Source organism: Longimicrobium sp. (genome assembly GCF_036387355.1).
In the GTDB taxonomy this organism is placed as follows: Bacteria; Gemmatimonadota; Gemmatimonadetes; order Longimicrobiales; family Longimicrobiaceae; genus Longimicrobium.
Map to the genome: position 1 here is coordinate 1 of NZ_DASVTX010000501.1, position 20888 is coordinate 20888.

At 66.3% G+C, this 20888-nt stretch carries 19 protein-coding genes and 1 pseudogene; 5 read left to right on the forward strand and 15 right to left on the reverse strand.

Annotated elements, in window-relative coordinates; translation table 11 throughout:
• Window positions 1–253, reverse strand: a 253-nt coding sequence (locus VF665_RS21605) for a condensation domain-containing protein (protein WP_331055545.1), incomplete at its 3' end; no start/stop codon positions are given.
• Window positions 254–451: 198 nt separating this feature from the next.
• On the opposite strand from VF665_RS21605, the gene VF665_RS21610 reads away from it, so the two are divergent.
• The 3 genes from VF665_RS21610 (at window position 452) to VF665_RS21620 (ending at window position 4456) form a co-directional block, all read left to right on the forward strand.
• Window positions 452–1477, forward strand: a complete 1026-nt coding sequence (locus VF665_RS21610; protein ID WP_331055546.1) for a TauD/TfdA family dioxygenase — start codon at window positions 452–454, stop codon at window positions 1475–1477.
• A gap of 168 nt (window positions 1478–1645) precedes the next feature.
• Window positions 1646–2791 (forward strand): Gfo/Idh/MocA family oxidoreductase, encoded by a 1146-nt coding sequence (locus VF665_RS21615; protein WP_331055547.1) that lies wholly within the window; start codon window positions 1646–1648, stop codon window positions 2789–2791.
• Between the two features lie 204 nt (window positions 2792–2995).
• Complete coding sequence (locus tag VF665_RS21620) at window positions 2996–4456, forward strand: hypothetical protein (RefSeq protein ID WP_331055548.1); 1461 nt, start codon at window positions 2996–2998, stop codon at window positions 4454–4456.
• Between the two features lie 1135 nt (window positions 4457–5591).
• Here VF665_RS21620 and VF665_RS21625 read toward each other — a convergent pair.
• From VF665_RS21625 to VF665_RS21660, 8 genes are all read right to left on the reverse strand, one after another.
• A complete protein-coding gene (locus VF665_RS21625; RefSeq protein WP_331055549.1) occupies window positions 5592–6563 on the reverse strand; it encodes a hypothetical protein in 972 nt (323 codons plus the stop codon).
• Between the two features lie 68 nt (window positions 6564–6631).
• Window positions 6632–7417 (reverse strand): hypothetical protein, encoded by a 786-nt coding sequence (locus VF665_RS21630; RefSeq protein ID WP_331055550.1) that lies wholly within the window; start codon window positions 7415–7417, stop codon window positions 6632–6634.
• Window positions 7418–7451: 34 nt separating this feature from the next.
• Window positions 7452–8213, reverse strand: coding sequence for a tetratricopeptide repeat protein (locus VF665_RS21635; protein WP_331055551.1), 762 nt, complete (start codon window positions 8211–8213; stop codon window positions 7452–7454).
• Window positions 8214–8813: 600 nt separating this feature from the next.
• A complete protein-coding gene (locus tag VF665_RS21640) occupies window positions 8814–9344 on the reverse strand; it encodes a 3'-5' exonuclease (RefSeq protein ID WP_331055552.1) in 531 nt (176 codons plus the stop codon).
• 19 nt (window positions 9345–9363) lie between these two features.
• The gene (locus VF665_RS21645) at window positions 9364–10527 is read right to left on the reverse strand and encodes a hypothetical protein (RefSeq protein WP_331055553.1); all 1164 of its coding nucleotides are present in this window, start codon (window positions 10525–10527) and stop codon (window positions 9364–9366) included.
• Complete coding sequence (locus VF665_RS21650) at window positions 10524–11426, reverse strand: ATP-binding protein (RefSeq protein ID WP_331055554.1); 903 nt, start codon at window positions 11424–11426, stop codon at window positions 10524–10526. The genes VF665_RS21645 and VF665_RS21650 overlap by 4 nt, the downstream gene beginning before the upstream one ends.
• Window positions 11423–11926 carry a hypothetical protein gene (locus VF665_RS21655; protein WP_331055555.1) on the reverse strand — a complete coding sequence of 168 codons (504 nt, stop codon included), beginning with the start codon at window positions 11924–11926 and terminating at the stop codon, window positions 11423–11425. The genes VF665_RS21650 and VF665_RS21655 overlap by 4 nt, the downstream gene beginning before the upstream one ends.
• 5 nt (window positions 11927–11931) lie before the next feature.
• Window positions 11932–12888, reverse strand: a complete 957-nt coding sequence (locus VF665_RS21660; RefSeq protein WP_331055556.1) for a CBASS oligonucleotide cyclase — start codon at window positions 12886–12888, stop codon at window positions 11932–11934.
• 209 nt (window positions 12889–13097) lie between these two features.
• On the opposite strand from VF665_RS21660, the gene VF665_RS21665 reads away from it, so the two are divergent.
• Window positions 13098–13508, forward strand: coding sequence for a helix-turn-helix transcriptional regulator (locus VF665_RS21665; RefSeq protein WP_331055557.1), 411 nt, complete (start codon window positions 13098–13100; stop codon window positions 13506–13508).
• A gap of 27 nt (window positions 13509–13535) precedes the next feature.
• The gene (locus VF665_RS21670) at window positions 13536–14408 is read left to right on the forward strand and encodes an ImmA/IrrE family metallo-endopeptidase (protein ID WP_331055558.1); all 873 of its coding nucleotides are present in this window, start codon (window positions 13536–13538) and stop codon (window positions 14406–14408) included.
• 176 nt (window positions 14409–14584) lie between these two features.
• On the opposite strand, the gene VF665_RS21675 is transcribed toward VF665_RS21670, so the two are convergent.
• The 6 genes and pseudogenes from VF665_RS21675 to VF665_RS21700 form a co-directional block, all read right to left on the reverse strand.
• Entirely contained in the window at window positions 14585–16174 is a 1590-nt protein-coding gene (locus VF665_RS21675; RefSeq protein ID WP_331055559.1) for a DUF2357 domain-containing protein, read from the reverse strand.
• A complete protein-coding gene (locus VF665_RS21680; RefSeq protein ID WP_331055560.1) occupies window positions 16152–17966 on the reverse strand; it encodes an McrB family protein in 1815 nt (604 codons plus the stop codon). Before VF665_RS21680 ends, VF665_RS21675 begins: the two co-directional genes overlap by 23 nt.
• Complete coding sequence (locus VF665_RS21685) at window positions 17966–18712, reverse strand: hypothetical protein (protein WP_331055561.1); 747 nt, start codon at window positions 18710–18712, stop codon at window positions 17966–17968. The genes VF665_RS21680 and VF665_RS21685 overlap by 1 nt, the downstream gene beginning before the upstream one ends.
• Before the next feature lie 102 nt (window positions 18713–18814).
• The gene (locus VF665_RS21690; RefSeq protein ID WP_331055562.1) at window positions 18815–19204 is read right to left on the reverse strand and encodes a hypothetical protein; all 390 of its coding nucleotides are present in this window, start codon (window positions 19202–19204) and stop codon (window positions 18815–18817) included.
• 162 nt (window positions 19205–19366) lie between these two features.
• Window positions 19367–19621: a hypothetical protein gene (locus VF665_RS21695; protein WP_331055563.1), complete on the reverse strand. Its 255-nt coding sequence runs from the start codon at window positions 19619–19621 to the stop codon at window positions 19367–19369.
• Between the two features lie 87 nt (window positions 19622–19708).
• Window positions 19709–20888 (reverse strand): annotated as a pseudogene (locus VF665_RS21700) (hypothetical protein); the annotation flags it as partial.

Here is a 20888-nt window from a genome sequence, read left to right on the forward strand (position 1 = left end):
GCCGGATCTCCACCGTGCGGCGCACCACCTGGAGCGGAGTGTCCAGCCCCTTCCAGAAGAAGACCGTGCGCAGCACCGGGTGCCGCGCCGCGAGCAGGCTCCACGCACGCTCGAAGGCGCGAGCGTCGAGATCGCCCCGCACCGTCCAGCAGACCTGCTCGGCGTACTCCGCCAGCTCCGGGGCGCGGAGCGAGCGGAGCAGGATGTCGAGCTGCATCGGCGAGAGGGGATAGACGCTTTCTACGTTCTCCATTCGGCGAGGCTGCTGGTTCGGGACTCCGCGGCGGGTCACGGCGCACGGCGAAACGTGACGCAAACTAACTTGACCAGGAGACGACTTCAACCGGAGCTTGACTGAACCCATGCGGGGGCTTATCCATCCGGGGACCGGGCCCCTCCGCCGCTCCTTCCCGCGGGCCGGACCGCCCCCCACCCCCCGTGGAGTGAGACGATGAGCGTTGCCGACGAGTCCGTGCAGCATCCCGGGAGCGCGCCCGCGCCCGACGACCGCGTGCGGACGGCGCGCCTGGACGGCTATCCCGCCGCCCCCGTGGTGGTGAGCCCCGCCGCGCCGGGCCTGGTGCTCGCCGACTGGGCCGGCGAGAACCGCCCCTGGGTGGAGCACACCCTCCACCGGGCCGGGGCCATCCTCTTCCGCGGCTTCGGCGTGGACGACGTGGACGAGTTCCAGCGCTTCATGCTCTCGGCCTCCGGCGAGCTCCTTCCCTACACCTACCGCTCGTCGCCGCGCACGCAGGTCAAGGGCAACGTCTACACCTCCACCGAGTACCCCGCGGACCAGCACATCCCCTTCCACACGGAGATGTCCTACACCCGCTCGTGGCCCATGAAGATCGGCTTCCTGTCGCTGATCGTCGCCGCCACCGGGGGCGAGACCCCCATCGCCGACAGCCGCCGCGTGTACGACCGCATCCCCGCCCCGGTCCGGGAAAAGTTCGAGCGGCTGGGCGTGATGTACGTGCGCAACTACACGCCCTGGATGGACCTGCCGTGGCAGAACGTGTTTCAGGCCGAAACCCGCGAGCAGGTGGACGAGTTCTGCCGTGAGAACGGCATCGACGCGGAGTGGGTCGAGGACGACCACCTGCGCACGCGGCAGGTCTGCCAGGGCGTGGCGCTGCACCCCGCGACGGGCGAAAAGGTGTGGATGAACCAGGCCCACCTCTTTCACGTCACCAGCCAGGACCCCGAGGTGGTGGAAATGCTGCTGGAAGACGGCGAAGAGAACCTGCCGCGCAACACGTACTTCGGCGACGGCTCGCCCATCACCGCCCAGGAGCTGCAGGCCATCCGCGACGCGTATGCGGCCGAGGCGCTGGTCTTTCCCTGGCAGGCGGGGGACGCGCTGCTGCTGGACAACATGCTCATGGCGCACGCCCGCTCCCCGTTCACCGGCGCGCGCAGGGTGGTGGTGGGGATGGCCCGGGCGCACACCTCGGAGTGGGCGCGGGGTTGACGCCTTGCCGCGGCGGCCACCCGGACGGCCGGGCCCCCTGGTTGGCGGGGGCGCCCGGCGCCGGGCTGGACGTGCGCAGCAGCGAGCCGGTGTCGGGCGGAGCCCCAGCGGGGCCGCAACAGAAGATGACGGGCAATCTGCGCCTGACCCTTCAAGGGAGCATCGAAAGTGACTGACGTAGCCAGTGCCGCCCGGCTGCTGCCGGCCAACCTGTGGCACATGTCCAATGTGACCGTGCCCGCTCAGGGCCTGGGAGCAGTAATCGTGGGTCTGGGGCGGGCGGGGTTGGGCCTGCACATTCCCGTCCTGGAGAAGATTCGCCGCGACGGGGCCGCGACGTCGCCGTTCGGGGCGGTCGTGGGTCTGGTCGACACCGTGGGACCGGGAGTGAGGCGCGCCCTTCACCGCCTCGAATACGACTACGGGTACGACCCGCGGGGGATCAGCTGCGCGGACTCGCTCGCGGATCTCACCGGCATCGATCCGGAACAGACCATCGTCCATGTCTGCACCCCCGCGGACGATCACGCCGCGACCCTGCGGGCCGCGACCGACGCCGGATTCCGGCGGATCATCGTGGAGAAGCCCTGCGCCTCCAACGCGGCCGACGTCGACGAGATGCAGCGGATCGTGGACCGGACGGGCGCCTCCGTCGCCGTCATCAACCCGTATCTGTACAGCCGCTCCGTCGCGAGCTGCAAGGACAAGATCCAGCAGGTGGGGCGGCAGCCCCACTACCTGGAGTTCGAGATGTCCAAGCCGCGCACCACGCCGACGCTGCTTGGGCGATCGAAGCCGGAATCCGTCATGGACGTCGAGCTTCCGCATCAGATCGCCACGGCGCTGTACCTCACGGAGGCGTCGCGATACAGAGTTCTTCGCGCCGAAGTGCGGCACATGCACTACCGGGAGGTGGATACCGTTCCGTGCCAGGTCGTCCGCAACATGGGACTGGGCATCATCGTCCTGGAACTGGACGAGTGCATCGCGGTGCTCGTCTCCTATCTGGATGCGCTCACGCGCACGCGGGAGCTGAGGCTGCGCTTTCCGAACACCGACCACATCGAAGCCTTTCTCCCGGTCACGGGCGACGACCACACCAGCGTGATCATGGAGTACTCCGGTCACAATACCGATGGGTCGGCGGAGCAGCAGCGGGTGGCCAAGCTCCCCGACGACATGCTTGCCCGGTGCCTGTTCGACATCTACGCGCGGTTCATCAGCGATTCACCGCAGCTCAGCGACCTGGCCTTCAATCGCAGGGTGGTCGACGTCATGGACAAAGCAAAGACCTTCGCACGCATCCGGAGGTAGGGCGGCAGCCCCGCGCCCGCCGGCGGGGCCCGGTCCGGCCCTTGCCCATCCCCCCCGGCCGCGACACCGGCATCCCCACGCAGCGCGCCCGGATGCACCCGGAGCCGCGCTCACCCCACCGGCGCGGGGGCCCCTTCCATCCACGCTCACGGCCCGGCGTTCCGGCCGCCTGGCCAACCGGCTTTTCACCCCCGCGCCTGAACGATGACGCACCCTGCACCGAACGCAGATTCCGCTCTGACCGCGAGACAGGTCGAGGCGCTGGCCTCCGCGCTGCGGGGCGGCGCGAATCCGTTTCTGCACGAGCCGGAGATGCTGCGGGTTCTGTACGGCATCAATGGCTTTGGGATGAACTGGCTGGCAGCTTCAACCGGCGTTCCCGACCTGCGGGACGTCACTCTCGACCTTGTTTACGACGCGCTGAACTCGCGTTCGGACGCCGCGGCCATCCTGGCGGATCTGGGCCGGGTCCTGAGGTCCGAAACGCATCTGACGTCGTGGCTCAATACGGAAAAGCAGCGTTGGCGCCATCGGCTGGTGGACCTGCTGGGACGCGCCTGCCGTGAACACGCCGGCGGGGCCATCGGCGAGCGTGCCGCCGAAGAAATGGTGCGCACGATCGTTTCCGAATCGTGCATGGTGACGCTGGACGTGCGCGGACAGTGCGTGGACTGCCTCACCGAGTGTCTCCACGATCTTCCGTCGCTGGGGGTGGAGCCGCACCTGAAGGCCGTCGAAGAGATTGCGGCACACTTCCGTCCCTGCCCTGAACGCTCCCCTGCGCTGCAGGCGGTGGAGGCGCACGACACGATCGACCCTCACGTCCACTTTCCGGACCGCCCGTTCCTGGACGTTCTGGAGCGTGCCGCAAGTGCCAAGGCACAGGAACGGGCCTTCGTATTCGGCGCCAGGCTCGCCGGCGCGCTTGGCGAGCTCCGGCCCGGCGGACGCGCCGAATCCATCGCCGCTCTTGCCCGGAACGGCCTGGCTGCACTGGCCGCGGTGCGGTCCGGAGTCCTTTCCTCGGTCCCGTTCGAAGCCTTCATCCAGGCGCGTCTTCCGAGCCGGGCCAGCGATCTCAGCGACTACGTCGTCAACCGCCACCAGGTGCTCGTGGACGGCCTGACGGTTCAGGAGCTGTTCCGGTGGCTGATCGCGGCGCCGGAGAATTCATCCAGCGATCATCGTTCGCGCCGCACGATCACCGCCTTTTACCGGCAGGTACTCGGCCTGGGGCAGGCCGCGAATGCAGGGCTGGACGCGCGGCCCTTCTTCATCGACCATGGCTACGGCCCGGATGGAGAGCAGCTCGACTGGCCGAGCTACGTGTTTCTGCCCGCGGGCGCGATCTGGGGAAAGGGTGCCGGGGTGGACCTTTCGTGCGGCGTGGCTTTCGGGGGCGGAGTTGATCTTGCCGCTCGCCGGGGCCGAGACGCTGCCTACATCGGGGGAAGCTGGTCGGCCACATTGTATCACGGCCATTCGCACGTGGGGGGTACACAGGGGTCGCAGGGAGCAGAGTCGAGAGATCGCATTCTTCACTTCGGGCTCACCGTCGACGACGGCGCGAGGCTTCCGTGGGGGGTGTACGTAGAGGCGGAGCAGCATGTCGGCGGCGGCGTGTACCCGGGAGTGTGCACCTGGCCCCTGGGGCCCGTGCGTTGAGCCGGTGCATTGGAGGGGCGGCCCCCGCGGCAGCCTTCGCGGCGCGGAGCCGGATCTACGGCTGCGGCGGGATCACCGGGGCGGGTACGTACGGGTCCTGGTGTACCCGCGGGGGAATGCTCCCGCCGGCCGCACCCAGCCCGACCAGTTGCTCACGCAGACAGAAAAGCCCCCGCCGTAAGAAACGGTGGGGGCTCAACTTCGCTGACGCGCCAGGCTGGACTCGAACCAGCGACCTACGGCTTAGAAGCCCAAAGGCGCTGTCACACGGCGTCACCGAGGGTGCCTAAATCCCACGGCTTTACTACGTTTCCGTCACCCAGCGTCACCACGCGTCTTCCAGCAGCACGCGATAACTGTAAAACAATCTGCAAAAATTTCCCCGCCCGCGCAAGTGGGCACGGGTGGCGCCGTGTAAGGGTGGACGAACTCCGGTTCCCCGCGATTCGCACCTGCAGGTCGGATCGCGCCATCCTCGACCCAGAGGCCTTGACGGACCGATCGGCCGACGGGGTCACCGTCCTCTCGGAACCGTCCACCCGCTGTCCTCCACGTCCCGGTGGAGTCGCGCAGCGCCGGCCTCGATCAGTCCGCGCTGCTCGGCGAGCGCGCGACGAGCGCCGCGTCCAGTTCCTGGGCCGGCGGGCACGCCGCGAGAAAGGGGGCAAGCAGGAGCGCAACGAGGGTGCGACGCGTCACGGGTGTGCTCATGAGTGGAGAGTGACCGAATGTGGGCGTGCAGCTTATATCTAGACCGCCGCACACGCAACTTGGGCCGAGGGGGTCGGCAGGCGCGCGGAACATGCTCACGGTGAACGTAGTCCCGCGGCGAGACAGAGGGCGGCATAGGCGTGCCGCGGGTTTGGTGGGCGACGCGAGGTCGGCGGCTTCCGCGAATAGCCGGGCGGTGCCGTGGGTGGCTGTCCTGGAGCCAGCGTGATGCCCGCGCGAGCTGCCGGGGCTTGCTCAGCGTCCGGTTTGCACCCACCCGCTGTCGGTCCGCTTGAGCCAAATCCGTCGGCGTTGCCCCGATAGTTGACGCCCGGGCCAACGTACGCTTCACCCCGAGAGCTTCGCCGTCGTGCCGCTCCAGGCGAACCAGGAGACCAAAGTACTGGGGCGGATCAGACGCGCGTCAGAAGACGCTCACGCCCGGCCTCCACTCGATGAATAACTGTCCCGTCCAATAAGGCGAGAGATGCGAACTTTGTTCGGAAACACGCCGGGGCGCAGATATCCGTGCACCCGCACTGGCCGAGAACGCAAGCGAGGGGTTCCAAGTCACGAGCAGGTCAGCCATCGGAGTGGTGATCGTATTCGGCACCCTAAACTTCGGGTCTGGCTGAGCATCGGCGTTCTGTGGATGCTGGCGGAAGTACGCCAACCCGCCGCCCAGTCGCAGATCAATCTGCGATATACCGGCCGCGTCCCCCACAGGAATGAACACGTACTGCATCGCGTTCGTGATGAGCACATGTTGTCCATCGTCGTTGTAACTGTTCTGGACTCGCGGAGACGCCAAGGGGGTGCTGGCAAAATCGTGGTCGGGCATCTCGAACCACGCCTCCGCCCGGAAGTAGCCACTGATTCCGAGACCGGGGAAGCGCATGCTCTGCCCAACGGAACCCTTCACGAACCAGTTGTCCAGATCGACCTCGTCACACCCGCGTCGGCGTTCGTTCAAATCGAGCGGTTCCGAAAGCAGGCAGGCCGCGCCAATCTTCAGAGTGATGGCCTCACCCCATCGACCGCGATCAGTGAATCTGGTGCTCAGGCCGATAGCCATCCGCAGCAAGGTCTGTCCGGGCGCAGAGTAGCTCTGCCCGGTCGCGTCGGTGAAGTACTGGTGATCCGGGTCCGCCTGTGTATACTCGACTTGAACGTCCGGCACGACATACAACGGCAGTCCCAGGACCACCGCTCGCGGGAAGAGGTCAGCTTCCACACCGGTATAGAGTCGTATCCCAAAGTGACTCAACGCAAAGCATTGCTCAATTCCGAGATCGGTCGCCAATACGCCGACGCACGAGAATGCACCAGACCAGTTAGTCGGTTCGGAGTAATGGAATGTTAATGGTAGCTCTGCGCCCCACACGGTCTGTGACATGCACGGAGCCCCCGTCGCGATCACCCCTCCGAAAAGCAGGACAGGAGCCCGTCGCCAGAAATAGCGCATCAACATTTACCCTGCGCTATCCGATGGTAATTGGACAGCTTGATCTGGTCACCGGTCTCGCTGGGGACGACTTCAAAGCCGATGCCCCGTTCACCGCGAGGTCCAACCACAACAAACGACTGCTCCGATCCTTGGCCTAGTCCCGGAGCATTTCTGTTGCCATGCTGTCCCCAGTTCGCACGAGCCGAACCGACCGGCGCATCAGTGATGTTGACGCAGTACGTCAAACCGGGAACGATGGACCTTGCGGCGATCTGCGGACCCAAATCGATGACGAGCCACGCCTCGTTCAGGCATTCCACCCGCGCACCGCGGCGGTAGTCCCACCCGTCGTTCTCCCAGTTTCCCACCCCCCGGAACCGTTCCGAGCACGGTACGTTCAAGAAATACTCGTGCCTGTAGAAGATGCGCGTGCCCTGCGCACGGATCCAATCGCTCGCGATCGCGATCGGACTGCTTGCGACGGGCAAGCCGTAGCTGTCCGTCCGGGGCGCCACGTACCGAACCCGTCCGCTTGCAAGGGCTTCGATCAAACTATCCACAGCAGCTCTTTGCAGACCGGCTTCATGCAATGCCGCACGCTCCGGCTCATTCCCCAGTTGGAACGTGGCGCAACGCGTCTCCATGAGCGTGATGATCCTGGAGAGCTCAACGCCGTTCCGCGCGTAGGAGACAACGTCTGCGAGCGCCAAGGGATTGGGACATTCCTGAGCCTTCAATGGCATCGAGGTCAGGACAAGGGCGGCCGCGGCCAGCAAGCTCCGACGGAAGTATTGGGGATCCATATGATTCTCCGGCAGAGAGTGAAGGGATGGTGAATCAAAGGCAGTCAGTGCGGCCCTCGGCGCGGCAGGCGGTGTAGGTTTTCTGGATGCTCTCCACGACTTCGGCCCGGAATGCCGCGATACTCGGATCGGAGTTATCAAGGAGGGCAAGCGCCTCATTGAACGACTCCCGAGCTCCCCGATAATCCCCCTGATCCCTCTTGGCGGCTCCGTTGTCGTAGTACGCCTGAGCAGTGGAAAGCCCGTCGGTTGCCACCAAGGTCGTAGCTGGTGGTGTTTCCATCACGTGCACCGGAGCGGAGCGTCGGGTTTCCGTAGCCTCACCCGATGGTGGGGGCCGGGTTCCGAAGGGTCTGTTCGTGCGCGGCTCCGGAGTGCTTGAGGGTAGAGGTCCAGGCGCCGCCCCCGATCCCGCATCCGTTGGCTGGGCAGTATCACCGCTAACCGGCAGCTGGTGACCAGCATCCGGGAGGCCGACTGACGGGGCTGATGAAGAATCGGATTTGGGAAGGAAGCCCGGGGCCCACTCGGCGGCCAACCCGACGACCTTGTCGCCCATGGCGAACGCAATCGCACCGGTCGCTATTATCGCGCAACAAAGGATGACGACGAGGGGGGGGAGCGCCCGACGTAGTGCGCCGGACTCCCTGTGGCGCCGTAGCGCTTCATAATTGTCCAGAAGTTTGGTGATTGCATCGACGGCGCCGAGCATCCGGCCGATTATACCGACCACAAGGATGAGCACGATGAAGATGCCGAGGCCGGCCAAGCCTGCTTGGGGGGTCGACGTCGCCATCAGAGTCATGAGTACCTGCCAGGGAGGAAGGTTCGGGCGCGTCTGGAACGTTAAGGGGCGCGCGAAAATCCGTCAAGATTGTCTCTTGCGGGGCTTGCGGCCAGTAAAGGCCACGGTTCCTTCCCCCGTTCCGCCTTCACCCGAACCACCCACGGCTTTGTAAAATCGACGGGAAGCGGATCTTGCCACCTACCTAAACGCGTACCTGTTTGACGCGGCTCAATCCAACGGAGCGAGCCGCGCGTCGAGGTAGCGCAGGATGGCCCACACCGCGGTGATTACCAGCTGTGACTCCGGGTCGTCCAAGAGCTCGTCGTTCGAGTGAGCGACGCTGGCGCTGTTGCGAAGGTATCCATGCGCGCGACTACGGTCGCGAAGGTCTGTCCGGCGCCGGTCGCGTAGATGGGAAGGAACGGATCGCCACCTGGTTCAGCGCCGGCAGGCGGGCCGTCGCATTCTCACGCGCGGCGCTGCTGAGGGCGCGAGCGGCTGATCCGCCCTCGGCAGATCCTTCCAGAGCCGAGCGGACCACTCGGGCCGCGCCAGATCTCAACAGTAGAGCGGTTCAACGCAGAAGCTCCCTTCGGATAGTACTGTCCTCTAACGGGTCCTGAGTAGCTTTCGGAACAGCCGCGCTTGGCGGGCCGCGTCCGCAAGGGCGTGATGCTCCTGCGCATCCTCCTCCTGTAGGTGAGGTGGCAGGCGACTGGAGCGCGTGTCGGCCCAGCGCACCCCCGCCTGCCCCATGTAGAACGACTTGATGTCGAGACCGCCGATGCCGAACGGGTTCCGCCCCACATACTCAAGGAAGTACCAGTTCACGAAGGCCCAGTCGAATGTTGCGTTGAATCCCACAAACACCAGGTCCGTGTCGTGGCCGACCTCGGAAAGCCAGTCGCAGAATGCCGTCATGGCGTCTGCCGGCTCGCGTCCGCGGGTGGCGAAGTCGTCCATCGTGCGGCCGACGACAGCCATGGCTTCAGGTACTGCAGCCGTGCCGATCGGCTTCAACTCGGCGTAGAAGTCCTGATCCGGGTCGTGGACCAGACACGCGCCCAGTGATAGCATGCTGTACGTGGGTGGGACGGGCCCGGAGGCCTCGATGTCCACCGAGACGTAGATCTCTGCCATCGGTACCTCTCGTTGTGGGTTACTGGACAACGGGCGGACGGTTGATGTTCTTCTCCCAATAGAGCGAGAACTTTTGGCGCCGGGTAGCGTCGTCATCAGTGTCCGACCAGAAATGGGTGGGAATCGCTGCCTGGTCGAACGGTAGGTTCGTGCCCTCCTGCGCCGTGACGAGCACGCGCATGCCGCGGCCGAGGGCATACCCAAGCTCGATGAAACAGTTAGGACGCTCCCCGGTGACATCGACCACCGCGAGCGCGGCTTGGTGAAGGCTCTCGAAAATCCCGCTGTTGACGAACGCGTGCTCCGAGGCATCGGTGCCCATCTCAACACGCCGGAGGTCCGCCGCATCCACAACCGGATCGACGACGTTGCGGAAGAACGCCTCCACGGCGGGAAAAAGGGCGTGCTTGTCGTTGAGCAACCGGACGAAGAAGGCACGCGGGAGTTCGATGTCGCGCAGGAGCTGAGCGGTCCGGTCCACCACGTCCGCTGCCGGGGCGGCTCCGCCGCACGTCGCGAGCCCCGCGAGTTGCGCCGACACCGGGACCGATCCGCCGGCCAGTCGAAGGAACCGGTTTGGCTCCGCGCGCGCCTCCCGGGCGAGCCGGCGGGCTCCGCCCGTTCCGTCCTCGCGGCTTGCACCGAGGTCGAGGTCCAGCGGGAGCACGGCACGGTTTCGGCTCAGGAAGAGTTCGGCGGAGTGCTCCACTCCGCTCCCTCCTCCGAGTGCGAAGAGGATGTCGCCGTAGTCCGCCTGGCGCTGCCGCAGGAGCGCGGCAGAGCGCAAACCAGGATGGATGGTCTCTACGTGGACCCTGCCGGTGGTCAGCAACTCCCGCCATAGCGGGAGCCGCTCCGCGGGAATCTCATTTTCCCCCTTCTCGGAGAGCACGACCACCACCGGCGGCCCCGCCTGCCGCGGGAACGGGTCGGCTCCGCCGCTGAACCAGGCCGCAACCTCTTCCAGCGCCGTCCAGTCGAAGGTCAGGGCCGGTCCACCCTCACTGCCGCGCGGCTCCCGTCCAGCACCGAGCACGAGCCCTCCCCCGGAGGATAGCACCTGGCGCGAGAGTCCGCGCACGACGTCGTGCGCGTATCCCACGAGCCCAGGTTCGGTCCGCGCGCTGGCGCTGCCGACGATTTGGACGCGGCGACCCCGCAGGTGGTTGCGCCCGCCGCTCATGCGTACACCGCCGGCGAAGGGGTCATCTCGCGGGCCACCTGGACAAAGTCCTCGGCTTGGATGCGCCGGCTGGGAAACGCTCGTGCGAGCGCCTCGGGAAGGAGGCGCGAGCGGAGGTCCGAGAACGTGAACCCCGGTTGCGGAGGGTCGCTGCTCGGTCCGGTCATATCAACCAGTTGGCGAATGGCGGCGTCTTCAATGCCTAGGCCCTTCAAGTCCATCCGCAGGAGTTCCAGCCGCTCCTCCGCGTTCGGCCGGGAGAAGACCTCCGTGCGCGCTGCGCGGCGCACCACGGCCGGGTCGAGCGCGGCCGACCGGTTGGTGCACAGGAAGACGAGAACGCGCCCGCGATGCCGTCGCAGGTCATCCACGCGCTGGATGATGGTGTTGACGGCAACCTTGTCCTCATGGTGACGGTGCGACTCGTCCCGGGTCGACGTCAGGGAGTCCGCCTCGTCAATGATCAGGAAGGCCGAGCGCGTCTTGCCCGCCTCTTTGACCACCGTTTCGAAAGCATTGTTGAGGAGGGTGCTCATCTCGCCCACCTTGCCGCCCCCCCGGACGCGGGTACTCAGCTTGAAGAGCATCGCACCCTTGCCGGTTTCGCGGGCGAGTCGGTCGCTCATTGCCTCGGCCGTCTCCGTTTTCCCGGTGCCCACATCGCCCGCGAAGATCACCAGCGGGTACCGGTCGGTCACGGCGGCGCAGATCGGCATCTCGCTCCCGTAGAACTTTCGGCTCCACTCCCCCACCTCTTCCGGTGCTGCCAGTAGCCGCAGGTCGCGACGGATGCGCTCGTAGCGGGCCTCAAAGCCCACGAGCCGCCCCGCACGCGCGTGCAGCCCGGCCTCCGGAAGGGACAGCTCCAGTTCGAACAGTTCGCTCCGTGTCGTGCTCACTGGTAGGTGCTCCGCTGGAGACCGTAGCCGTTACTGACGTAGTTCCGGTCCGCCGTGGCCCGGAGGGTCGGAAAGGACGTGTCGATTCCTGACGTGGTCCAGCGCCGTTTCAGCTCTCGGGAGAAGGTCTCTTTGGCGGGCTGCGAGAGGCGCCTCCAGAGTTCGCTGTAGTTGACCACCACGCTCAGGCTGCCACCGGGAGTGCGCGGCCACAGGTAGTTGCCGGGCCGCGACGCGGTGAGCACTCCCGCGCTGGTGTTGACCGTGTACTTGGTCGCGCGGATCGTCGCACCCGCCTCGTTGAGCAGACAGAGGTTGACCTCACGCAGGTAACCACGGCTGGCCATCAGCTTCACGTCGGCGCCGACCTCTTTTACATCGTCGCGGGTGCGCAGGCCCGTCGACTGCGCTATCCCGTCGAAGTCCGCGACGAAGCAGTCGAGCACCTTGCCGATGTCCGCCGTGGTGTAGCTCGTGGTGTGGGTTCCAGTCATGGACATGGTGTTCACTCCTCGATCGCGAAGGAGCGCCCGAAGACCTCTTTCCAGGCCTCGAGCGTTTCCCCCTTAAAGCCGTTGTTGCGCGCTGCGGTGATCAGCTCCCACGCGTCGGTGGCGCGGGCGACGATCTCCTGGCAGTCCGCTTCGGTCAGCCGCCGCGCCACGTTGTTCTCTGCGTTCACCGGGTCCAGTATCACCACGCGGTCCGCGGGCAGGTAAGCCTGTGCGCCGAGTTCGGGCGCCACGATGGGCAGCCTAAGTTCGTTCTGTGCCAGGTAGAGGAAGAAGCTCAGCAGCCCCTCCTCCAGTGAGGCAGGTCGCCCGTGAACGTCCTGCAGATGGCTGACGATCAGCTCGATCATGAACGACCGGAGTTCGTCCAGCTCGTGCTGGTTTCGCCAGTGCTTCAGCAGGCGCACCAGCGAGGTGAAGCGGGCGTACCCCTCTTTGCGCACGCGGATGAACTCAAGTTGCTTGGTGACGCTGGTCTTGAGCGGGGACTCCCCGCGCGACGACGGCTGCCAGCCGTAGTCGTCCGGTCCGTCAATGGGGAGGATAGGCACCAGGTCCAAGGCCAATCCCGAGGTACGAAACACGATGCCGAGCGTCCGCGGCTGGACCGTGAAGTCGCTGGGGGCCTTGCCCGGGTAGGCCGCGATCAGCAAGGCGCGGATGCGGTCGTGCAACTCGTCAAGGTCGTATACCTCGGGGTCGACCACGTTGAGGAACACCGCGATGTCGGAGTCCACTCCCACGTCGCCGCTTGGCCGCAGCACCGTGCCCTTCCGCAGCGAGCCAGTCTTCAGGAACTTGACGATCTTCAGGTTCGGGTCCTCCGCCGCCTTGGCGGAGAAGTTGGCGATCATCCCGTCCACCTGCTTGAGGTACTCCGAGCGCTTCCCTTTGGGCAGCTTCAGCCGGTTATCGACAAACCACCCCACTTGCGCGTCGTTCAGTTCCACTGTGGCCTCCCGGGGTTCGTGAGCGGCGAGTCTACGCGCGTGCGGGTGGCATCCCATCAGCTCCCGGCCAAGGGGACCTTGCGGGCGGCGCAGGCTTCCGCGATTGTGATTGCGGTATACCCTATCTTTATCGAGCGGTATACCCTCAGCGCCGAAAAAAACGCTACGGCGCGGAACGGTGAAGCTATGCTAACTAGTAAGGTTCGTCAATGCCCTCAACCACCCCTGATTTCGCAACCCGCCTCAAGCAGGCCCGTGAGCACCGGAAGCTCACGCAGGCGGAGCTTGCGGCCCGGGCTCGCCTGACTCCAATCCAGATCTCGCACTTTGAGACCGGGGTCAAGCCGAGCGCTTCCGCGGCGACCCTGGTCAAGTTGGCGAACGCGCTTTCCGTATCGGTGGACTACCTCCTCGGGCGTACGGCCGAGGTGGATGCCGTAGGCGGGCCTGCCGCACTGGTCCTGCGCAACCTCGGGACGGCATCCGCAGAGACCATTGAAACCGTTGCCGAGATCGCGAAGGCGCTTGCGACCAAGGATGCCGCCAGACGCCAGGCCACCGCCGGCCCTCCCCGCCCGCCGACCATCAAGCCGGGAAAAGACTCCCCCGACACGCGCTGAGCAATGCCCCTACCACCCCGCGAACACTTGGCCCGACGTACCGCCAATGAGTTGTTGGATAGTCACGGGGTCAGCGAAGTCCCCGTCGATCCGACTTGGTTGGCAGTGCAGGAGGGTGCTACCGTCATTGAGCAGAGCGGCTTCCCTACAGGCTGCTACGGCGCTCTCTGCCTCGCCGACGGAGCATTCCAGATTCTGGTTTCAACGGAGTGTCCGACCGCGGGCCACAAGCGCTTCACCATTGCCCACGAGGTCGCACACTTCGTAATCGAGGGTCACGTGGACGGGTTGGCCTGGACCGGCGACTTCGCTCTGTCTCAGGGCCACTTCCGGGGGCGGAGAGATCCGATCGAAGTCGAGGCCGATTGTTTCGCTGCGGAGTTGTTGATGCCGACCCGATGGGCTCGGGACGTGGTGGAACAACGCGAGCCGGGCCTGGGCGCCGTTCGTGAGCTTGCCGACCGATTCGGTACATCGATGAGCGCTTCGGCCATACGATACGCTGCGCTCTCTCCGGAACCGGTGGCTGTCGTGCTGTCCCACGGCCTCCAGATCGAGTGGGTCGCATCCAGCGGGCACTTCGACGCTGCCGCGTGGATGCGGTTCCGGCGCCACAAGGGAGAGTGGGCGCCCCGTGGATCCGCGACTCGTTACCTTGGCGGCCGCCGTGACGATGTCGCTACAGCGCAGGAAGCGACCGGGTCCGGCCTCCTCTGCGAGTGGTTCGAGGGTGCCCCTGCGCAACTCGAGGTGCAGGAGGAAGTTGTCGGGCTCGGCCCCTTCGGCCGAACGCTTACGGTGCTGTCCTGTCCCGACCTCGACCTTGACGTGCTGGACGAGGAGGGTGACGCGGAGGATGAGCCGCGCGACTGGCGGGACGCGCTTCGCGGCTACCGGTGAGTGCGCGGGGGTGCTTGGCCCCGCTCAGCCGTGCGGCTTGCCAATAAACTAAAACTCTCCCGTTTAGGCACTGAACGATCTTAGCAATAATCACAGCTGACTGTGCTCACGTCAGAGCGCGGCTCCGCAGCGGCGGGACGCGCAAGAAGGGGAATGACCAATGCGACGTCGTGTCGTCACCGCAGGGCTTCCCGGAGGACCTCCTGCAGCCGGTCAACTAGAGGCAGGGCGGAGCCCGGGTAAGCGGTGAGCGCCTCCACGCCGTACGGAAACCGCTGCTCTGGCCCGGGATAGAGGATGGCGGCGTACCGGACGGCGCGCCGCCCCTCGCGGTCGCGGATAGCATCACGGTAGGCGTGCATCTTGTCGATGTCCACCTTCTTCGGCTTGCCGGCGCCTCCCGCGGATTCGAGCGGCTCACCATCCAGCTTGTATTTGGGATCGAAGAGGTAGACCGAAGTGGCCCCGTCCGGCGGATGAACCTCGACGGCCACATCCGGCCGCTGCTCATAGGTAGTGCTCCACAACCCTAATTGGGCGCCCTGCCTGCGGTATGCGCGCTCAGGGAGCAGCCGCACCGAAACTCCAGTCACCGGGTGGCGGAGGAGGACGGCGGGGCGGCCGTCGGGGAGCACGCGGAGGAACGCGGCCCCCGGCGCGCGGCGGACCAGGTGCTCTTCCTCCACACGGTATCCAAGTTCGGCAGCCACCACCAGTAGAGCATGGATGACCTGCAGCGTACCCCACAGCTGGTAGAGCGCGGGCGCGTTCTCCAGCGGCGCGTCAAGCGCGGGGGCGTCCAGTTGCACGGCCACGCTCCGCTGGAATTCCAGCAAGCCCTCCAGCGCCGCGCGGTAGCCGGGCCGCCGCAGCAGCACCATGGTCACGCGCTGGGGCGCATGCTCGAGCGCCACCACGCCGTCCAGGAACGCGGCCTCCCGTCGCGCCGCGGCCATCCTGCGCGCGAGCACGGCGACGGTGCTTTGCACTCCCACCGAGGATGCGCTTGCTGGGAGCCGCGCCAAGCGCCGGAGCCGCTGCTGCACCTGCTCCACAAACGTGCGGACGAGCCGGTTCTCGTAGACATCGGTGGAGTGTTCCACGCGCGTGTCGAGCACCCGCTCCGGCCGCAGATCCACGCCCAGGTTCCCCGGCCGCGCCAGCGCTTGCACGAGCCGGGCGGGGTGCGGCTGGCGGGCAGCCGCGCGACGGACCCACAGTTCGCGCGCGTGCAGCACCTGGTGAGGATCGCGAGAGATCTCGGCCAGCGCGTCGGCCAGGCCGGCGCGCTGGGGCGTCCCCTCCACGGCACGGCGCAGGCGGAGAAGCTCCTCGGAAACGGTGGAGAGCTCGGGCGGAAGGAGCTCCACCCCGGCCAGTCCGCCGGCCTGCTGAAGCGCAATGGCGATGGCGGCCGGAAGGTGCAGTTCCAGGTCTTCCAGCAGCCGGGCGACGGTGGCGGGAGGCAGTTTCTCCGGGTAGACGGTGACCACGCGCCGGTACTCGCCGCGCGGGGCGCGGAGCGCGAGGGCGTAGCTCCCCGTCCCGGAGCGGGGCCACTCGGCGACGACGCGGACGGCGCCCGCTAATCGGCGGAGCGCGAGCGGCAGCGGCTGTCCGTTGCGCCGCAACTCGGCGGATTCCCACTCCGAGGCAGGGACATCCACCTCCACCCAGTGCGGCTGCCACTCGCGGGGGGCGTTGCAGGCGAGGCCCGCCGCGTCCAGCAGCCGGATGGGCGGCTCAGAAGTAGGAGGCGAATCCATGCTGCCGGAACGAGTCGAGCATGCGGCGCACCCGTACGTGGGTCAGGGGATAGCGGCCGTCCGCCAGCGCCTCCAGCCGCTCTAGCGCGGCACCCACGCGCAGGTCGGTTCCGCGGATCTTCGGGAGCACCTTCTGCAGCAGCTGCTCGTCCACGAGCTCGTCGGCCGGAGCGCCGGCGGCCTGTCCGGCGGCGACGTACTTTCCCACCTCGTCGGCCACGCGGAACGCGAACGGCGCAACCTCTCGCACGGCTTCCCACACCTCCAGCAGCGCGGGGCCGTGCCCGGCGCCCGCCAGGTGGGCATCCATGGCCTCGCGCGAGGCCTCCAGTTCCACCAGCTGCGCGCGGTCATACACCTTGTCGGCGAAGCCGTGGGTGGTCTCGTCGACGTTGACGGTGCCGATGAAGAGCAGGTTGGGCGGCAGGAGTACCTCGTCGTCCGGTGCCAGCTCGATGGCGGCGGTGCCGTCGCGGGCGCGCAGCTCCATGGCGGAGAGAAAGCGGGCGAAGTAGTACTCTACCCGCGCCAGGTTCATCTCGTCCAGCACCAGGTGAAACGGGCGGGGCGCGCGCTCCCGCTCGCTGGCGGCCAAGTACTCGGCGGCGGCGGCGCGCAGGAAGCGGCTGAACGGCGTGTCGTGGTACTGGCCGTCCAGCGGGTTCACATATCCCAGCAGGTCCTCGTTCGTGGTCCAGTTGGGCGCCACGGGAACTACCAGGTACCGCGCCCCCAAGGCACGGGCGTATGCCTCGGCCAGCCAGGTCTTGCCGGTGCCGCTCACGCCCGCGAGTACCACGAATCCGCGCGTTCCCAGCGCCAAGTGGTAGCGCCTCAGCGTCCGCTCGTCGATGCGGATGCCCTGCCGCCCGATGGCGGCCACGATCTCGTCCCAGGCTGGCGCGGTGTAGGGCGGCTCCTCCTCGAGGGGTTTCACGACGGACGGGACGGGAGTGGGTGCCTCGTCGGGTCCGTCTCCATCGCCTTCCTGCTGGGGGTGCCACATCCCCCACCAGGGGGTGAGGTAGAAGTCCACCTGCTGGTCAGGGTGCTTGCCTTCCAGCGCGCCCCGGAGGAGCAGCAGGCGCCGATCTCGGGTGACGAGGTCGGTGCCCACCGGAACGTCCGCGCCAAGCGCCTGCAACTCGCCGGCGAACGCCTGGTCGACCCAGCGCTTGTGCGTACCCGAAGAAATCCGCTCGAACGTCTCCGGAAAAAGCAGATGGAGGAGCATGTGGCGGAACTGGCGGTTCTGCGCGCCGGGAATTCCGTCCAACCACCCCGCGAACCGCCACGGGTCCGCAAGCAAGTGCTCCTGCTCCTCCCGCTCTCGGCGGCGCCAGTCGCGCATCAGGACCACCAAGAACGCCAACTCGGCCCAGCGCAGGTTGTTGAACGCCATTCCCCCGCTGCCCACGCCTCGGGCTAGCGGCGCGTCGACCATGTCGTGGTCGCGCGGGAAGGGCTCGCCGGACCACTCCCACACCACGGCAACCTGGTTGACCTTGGTGTCGCGACCGATGTTGTTGGGAAACAGGAGAAGCAGCCACAGCATCTCGGCGGCAAGCCGCTTAGTGTAAGGGCTGGCCGGCGCGAGCTGCGCCTGCAACTTCTCCAGGAAAGTGCCGGTACCGGTGTCCAGGTTCTCCACGAAGTAGCGGTTCATTTCGCCAAGGTGCTCCCAGGTCCAGAGCCGCTCTTCTGAGAACACGGAGCCCTCGCCCAGCAGACATCGGTCGCGCCAGTGCGCGGCGGCGGCCAAGAGCGATTCGGTGCCAGGGTCGATGGCCATCAGTCCTCCGAGGACGTGGCGGGGTCGTCCGCCGGTGTGGATGCCGGTTTCGCCTGGCGCGCATAGACGCTGTCGTCGCGGGTGGCGACCCAGAGAAAGCTGTGGACGTCGATCATGTCGCGCGGGCGCCAGGTCCACGCTTCCAAGTGGCGGCGGACGGCGCGGGCAAAGTCCAGCACGGCTTGGTATTGAAGGGCGTCGAATGGAGCGTAGCGCAGCAGCCAGTCACCCAGCAGTTCCCGCGCGGCCGCGCCGAACATGTCGCTGCGCACGGCGACATCGTGGGTGGGGTCCAGCATCATCAGGAACAGCGTCGGAAAGTTGCGGCTGAGCGCGTACGGATTGCCACCCTGGACGCGCTGCCACGACGGCCACATCACCCGAACGAACCGTCCCACCCGCTCGGCACTCGCCCCCTGGCCAAAGAGCAGGTCGCCCAACGCAGGCGCGAAGGCGGCACGCTCGGCGTCCTGCATCTTTCGCAGGAAATCGAAATACCGCCAGCTGAGCAGGTTTTGCGGCGCGCCGGTGGTCTTCAGCCGCCCGGTGAGCAGCCGGTGCTTGGTGGCGACGACGGCCTGTGCACCCTCCGGGGTGCCAGCCGCGGCGAACAGCGCGGGCGTGAGCGCTTCGCGGCAGCGCACGGCAAACTCGTCCTTGTACGCCCGCTCGTCGGCCCAGTAGCGAGAGCCCTGATCCTGGAAGTCTCCGAAGTCGCCAACACGGGCCAGGAAGCGCTCCTTCATCGCCTCCAAGGCTGTGGGGTTCAGCCGTGGCTGTTGCTGCGGCATCAGCAGTGCCCTCTCCAAATCAGGTTATGTCGCGTCACAGGTGATTCGCCACCGCGGTCAGGAGTAGGAGAGTGAATCGAGCATCCCCAGGACGCTCTCGCGTTCCGCAGTCTCCACGACTCGGTGGTTCGTGGCATCAACCGCCGCTTTCAACAGTTCGAACTCTGAATGGAGCTTCTCAGGCGCGCAATGCAAGAAGATGCGGTCCCCGGCCACGTAGGCGAAGATCGTTCGCTCTGATGCGGTGGCGTCCCAAGACTCACACCAGTCACCCGTGGGAGTGGTGTTCAACGCGAAGACAAACTTCCACTGGTCGTTCGCAGTCTTACAGCAGTCCTCCTTAACGGGCCAGCCGATCCGCACTCGCTCGAACGGGCGTTGCGCCGCCGGCTGCTCATCGTCGGGTACACTGGACTCCCTGTGCTGAGCCGCGTGCTCCGCCAGCACGAGCGTGGCCGCGGGAGAGGGCGGCGGGCCCGAGCCAGGCGCGAACAGCGGCTTGCTGCAGCCGGAGCAAAGCGCGCGTCGTCTGGGCAGGGTTCCCGCTACCAATACGTTGCAGCGCCTGCACCGGCGAGTGTTGGGCGAGGGAAGGAAATCCATCAGTGATCACTGCCTCTTGAGCGGCCGGGTGCGAAGCCGACCCAGCGCGTCGACCCGCGTTTCTTCGCTGACGTCGATCACCACGCGCTCGCGCTCGGGGGCGCCGACGGGCGGCACCTCCACCACCGGCCACTCATCGCTGCCGGGGGTCAGGGGGATCGGATCTGGATTGAACGTCGAAAGGGCACCACCGCGCTTCCGCTTACGCTTCTTCTTCTTGTTCGAGGTTGAGGTGCTTCGATTCGTTCTGGGTTTAGACATCGTTCGGTCGAGAGTGTGTTGAACTGCTGGTTCGAGCGGGTTCGGTCAGCGGATCTATATCTAGCGCGGGCGCGGGGTGAGTCCGTGTCAAAGATTCATCCTGAACAACCGTTCTTCCGCGGGGACGCCAGCCAGTCTCAACCGGAGCCACGGATCGTGAAGAAACTGTTCGGGCGGTTGCGTGGTGGTTGTCAGGATGTACTGGAAACCCGCTTCACCACTGAAGCACTCCTCCAGCCGGCGAGCATAGAGAAACAGGCGTTCGTAGACACCCATCGCCATGTCAGCTTCACGGGGACCGTCGTGTATCAGGAACCGCGGGAAGTGGCCACGACCCTGGATGCTATCGGTCATGGCTGCGAGATCGAAGGCGAGGAGTTTTACCGTTTCGAGAGCAGCGCTCTCTCGTTCGCCATGATGATCCACCACCAACGATAGGTTGCGTCCAGACGTCTCGACCCGCCCCTCCACTTCATCCCCGATGATGGCACGCACCACGTAGTCGAAGGTTGCGGAGAACCGGCCGAGCGCGTCGCGGCCCTCTTCGCGGAGCAACTCCTGCCGCTTGTAAGACTCCTCGATCTCGCCGCCAAGACGAGTAAGAGCCTCGGCGAGTTCTGTGGCCGTGCGTGATGCCACTTCCGCGTTGGTGACCAGTCGTTCTCCCTCGCGAAGCCGTGCTTCCTCCTCCAGCAACCGCCCGCGTTCTTCTTCAAACGCGGTCGTTGCCTTGAGATAAGCCCGGCGTGCATCCGCAGTTGCTGCCTCCGCCACTGTCGCAGCCGCGCGCTTCAGCTGGAGTTCGTTCACCAAGTATGCGGCAATCTCCCGCTGGGCTTGCAGTTCTTCAGCTGCGCTGCGCTCTGCCCGCCGTTCGGTGAAGTCAATCGGACGCTCCGTTACCAGCGGGCAGCCGCGCTCACGGGCTAGAGCGAGGGGAACGTTGCAATGGTTTCTCCCGGGAGGCAAAGCGGCAAGGAGGTTCGTTCGCGCTTCTCCCCTCGCTGCGCTGTCGAGTTGTTCAACCGTCGACTGCTGGACCTCTGACCGACTTTGTGCGTCCTCAATATCCCGGCGCGCAATTGCTTCGCTGGCGATCTTCTGCTCGAGTTCCTTACGGAGGGACTCGCGGAGATCGGACGCCCGCAATCGCTTCTCCTTCTCGGCCCACTCGGCCTTGCGTCGATCAAGTTCAACTCGCGCTTCCGAACCGAAGAGCCCGGAAGATGGTGGCGCGACTTTGATTCCGAGCAGTTTCTGCACGCGA

What these genes read in the sequence shown, in the direction of transcription:
- VF665_RS21610 (WP_331055546.1), top strand. Translation starts at nt 452, where the DNA reads ATGAGCGTTGCCGACGAGTCCGTGCAGCATCCCGGGAGCGCGCCCGCG.
- VF665_RS21620 (WP_331055548.1), top strand. Translation starts at nt 2,996, where the DNA reads ATGACGCACCCTGCACCGAACGCAGATTCCGCTCTGACCGCGAGACAG.
- VF665_RS21625 (WP_331055549.1), bottom strand. Translation starts at nt 6,563, where the DNA reads ATGTCACAGACCGTGTGGGGCGCAGAGCTACCATTAACATTCCATTAC.
- VF665_RS21630 (WP_331055550.1), bottom strand. Translation starts at nt 7,417, where the DNA reads ATGGATCCCCAATACTTCCGTCGGAGCTTGCTGGCCGCGGCCGCCCTT.
- VF665_RS21635 (WP_331055551.1), bottom strand. Translation starts at nt 8,213, where the DNA reads ATGGCGACGTCGACCCCCCAAGCAGGCTTGGCCGGCCTCGGCATCTTC.
- VF665_RS21640 (WP_331055552.1), bottom strand. Translation starts at nt 9,344, where the DNA reads ATGGCAGAGATCTACGTCTCGGTGGACATCGAGGCCTCCGGGCCCGTC.
- VF665_RS21645 (WP_331055553.1), bottom strand. Translation starts at nt 10,527, where the DNA reads ATGAGCGGCGGGCGCAACCACCTGCGGGGTCGCCGCGTCCAAATCGTC.
- VF665_RS21655 (WP_331055555.1), bottom strand. Translation starts at nt 11,926, where the DNA reads ATGTCCATGACTGGAACCCACACCACGAGCTACACCACGGCGGACATC.
- VF665_RS21665 (WP_331055557.1), top strand. Translation starts at nt 13,098, where the DNA reads ATGCCCTCAACCACCCCTGATTTCGCAACCCGCCTCAAGCAGGCCCGT.
- VF665_RS21675 (WP_331055559.1), bottom strand. Translation starts at nt 16,174, where the DNA reads ATGGATTCGCCTCCTACTTCTGAGCCGCCCATCCGGCTGCTGGACGCG.
- VF665_RS21680 (WP_331055560.1), bottom strand. Translation starts at nt 17,966, where the DNA reads ATGGCCATCGACCCTGGCACCGAATCGCTCTTGGCCGCCGCCGCGCAC.
- VF665_RS21685 (WP_331055561.1), bottom strand. Translation starts at nt 18,712, where the DNA reads ATGAAGGAGCGCTTCCTGGCCCGTGTTGGCGACTTCGGAGACTTCCAG.
- VF665_RS21695 (WP_331055563.1), bottom strand. Translation starts at nt 19,621, where the DNA reads ATGTCTAAACCCAGAACGAATCGAAGCACCTCAACCTCGAACAAGAAG.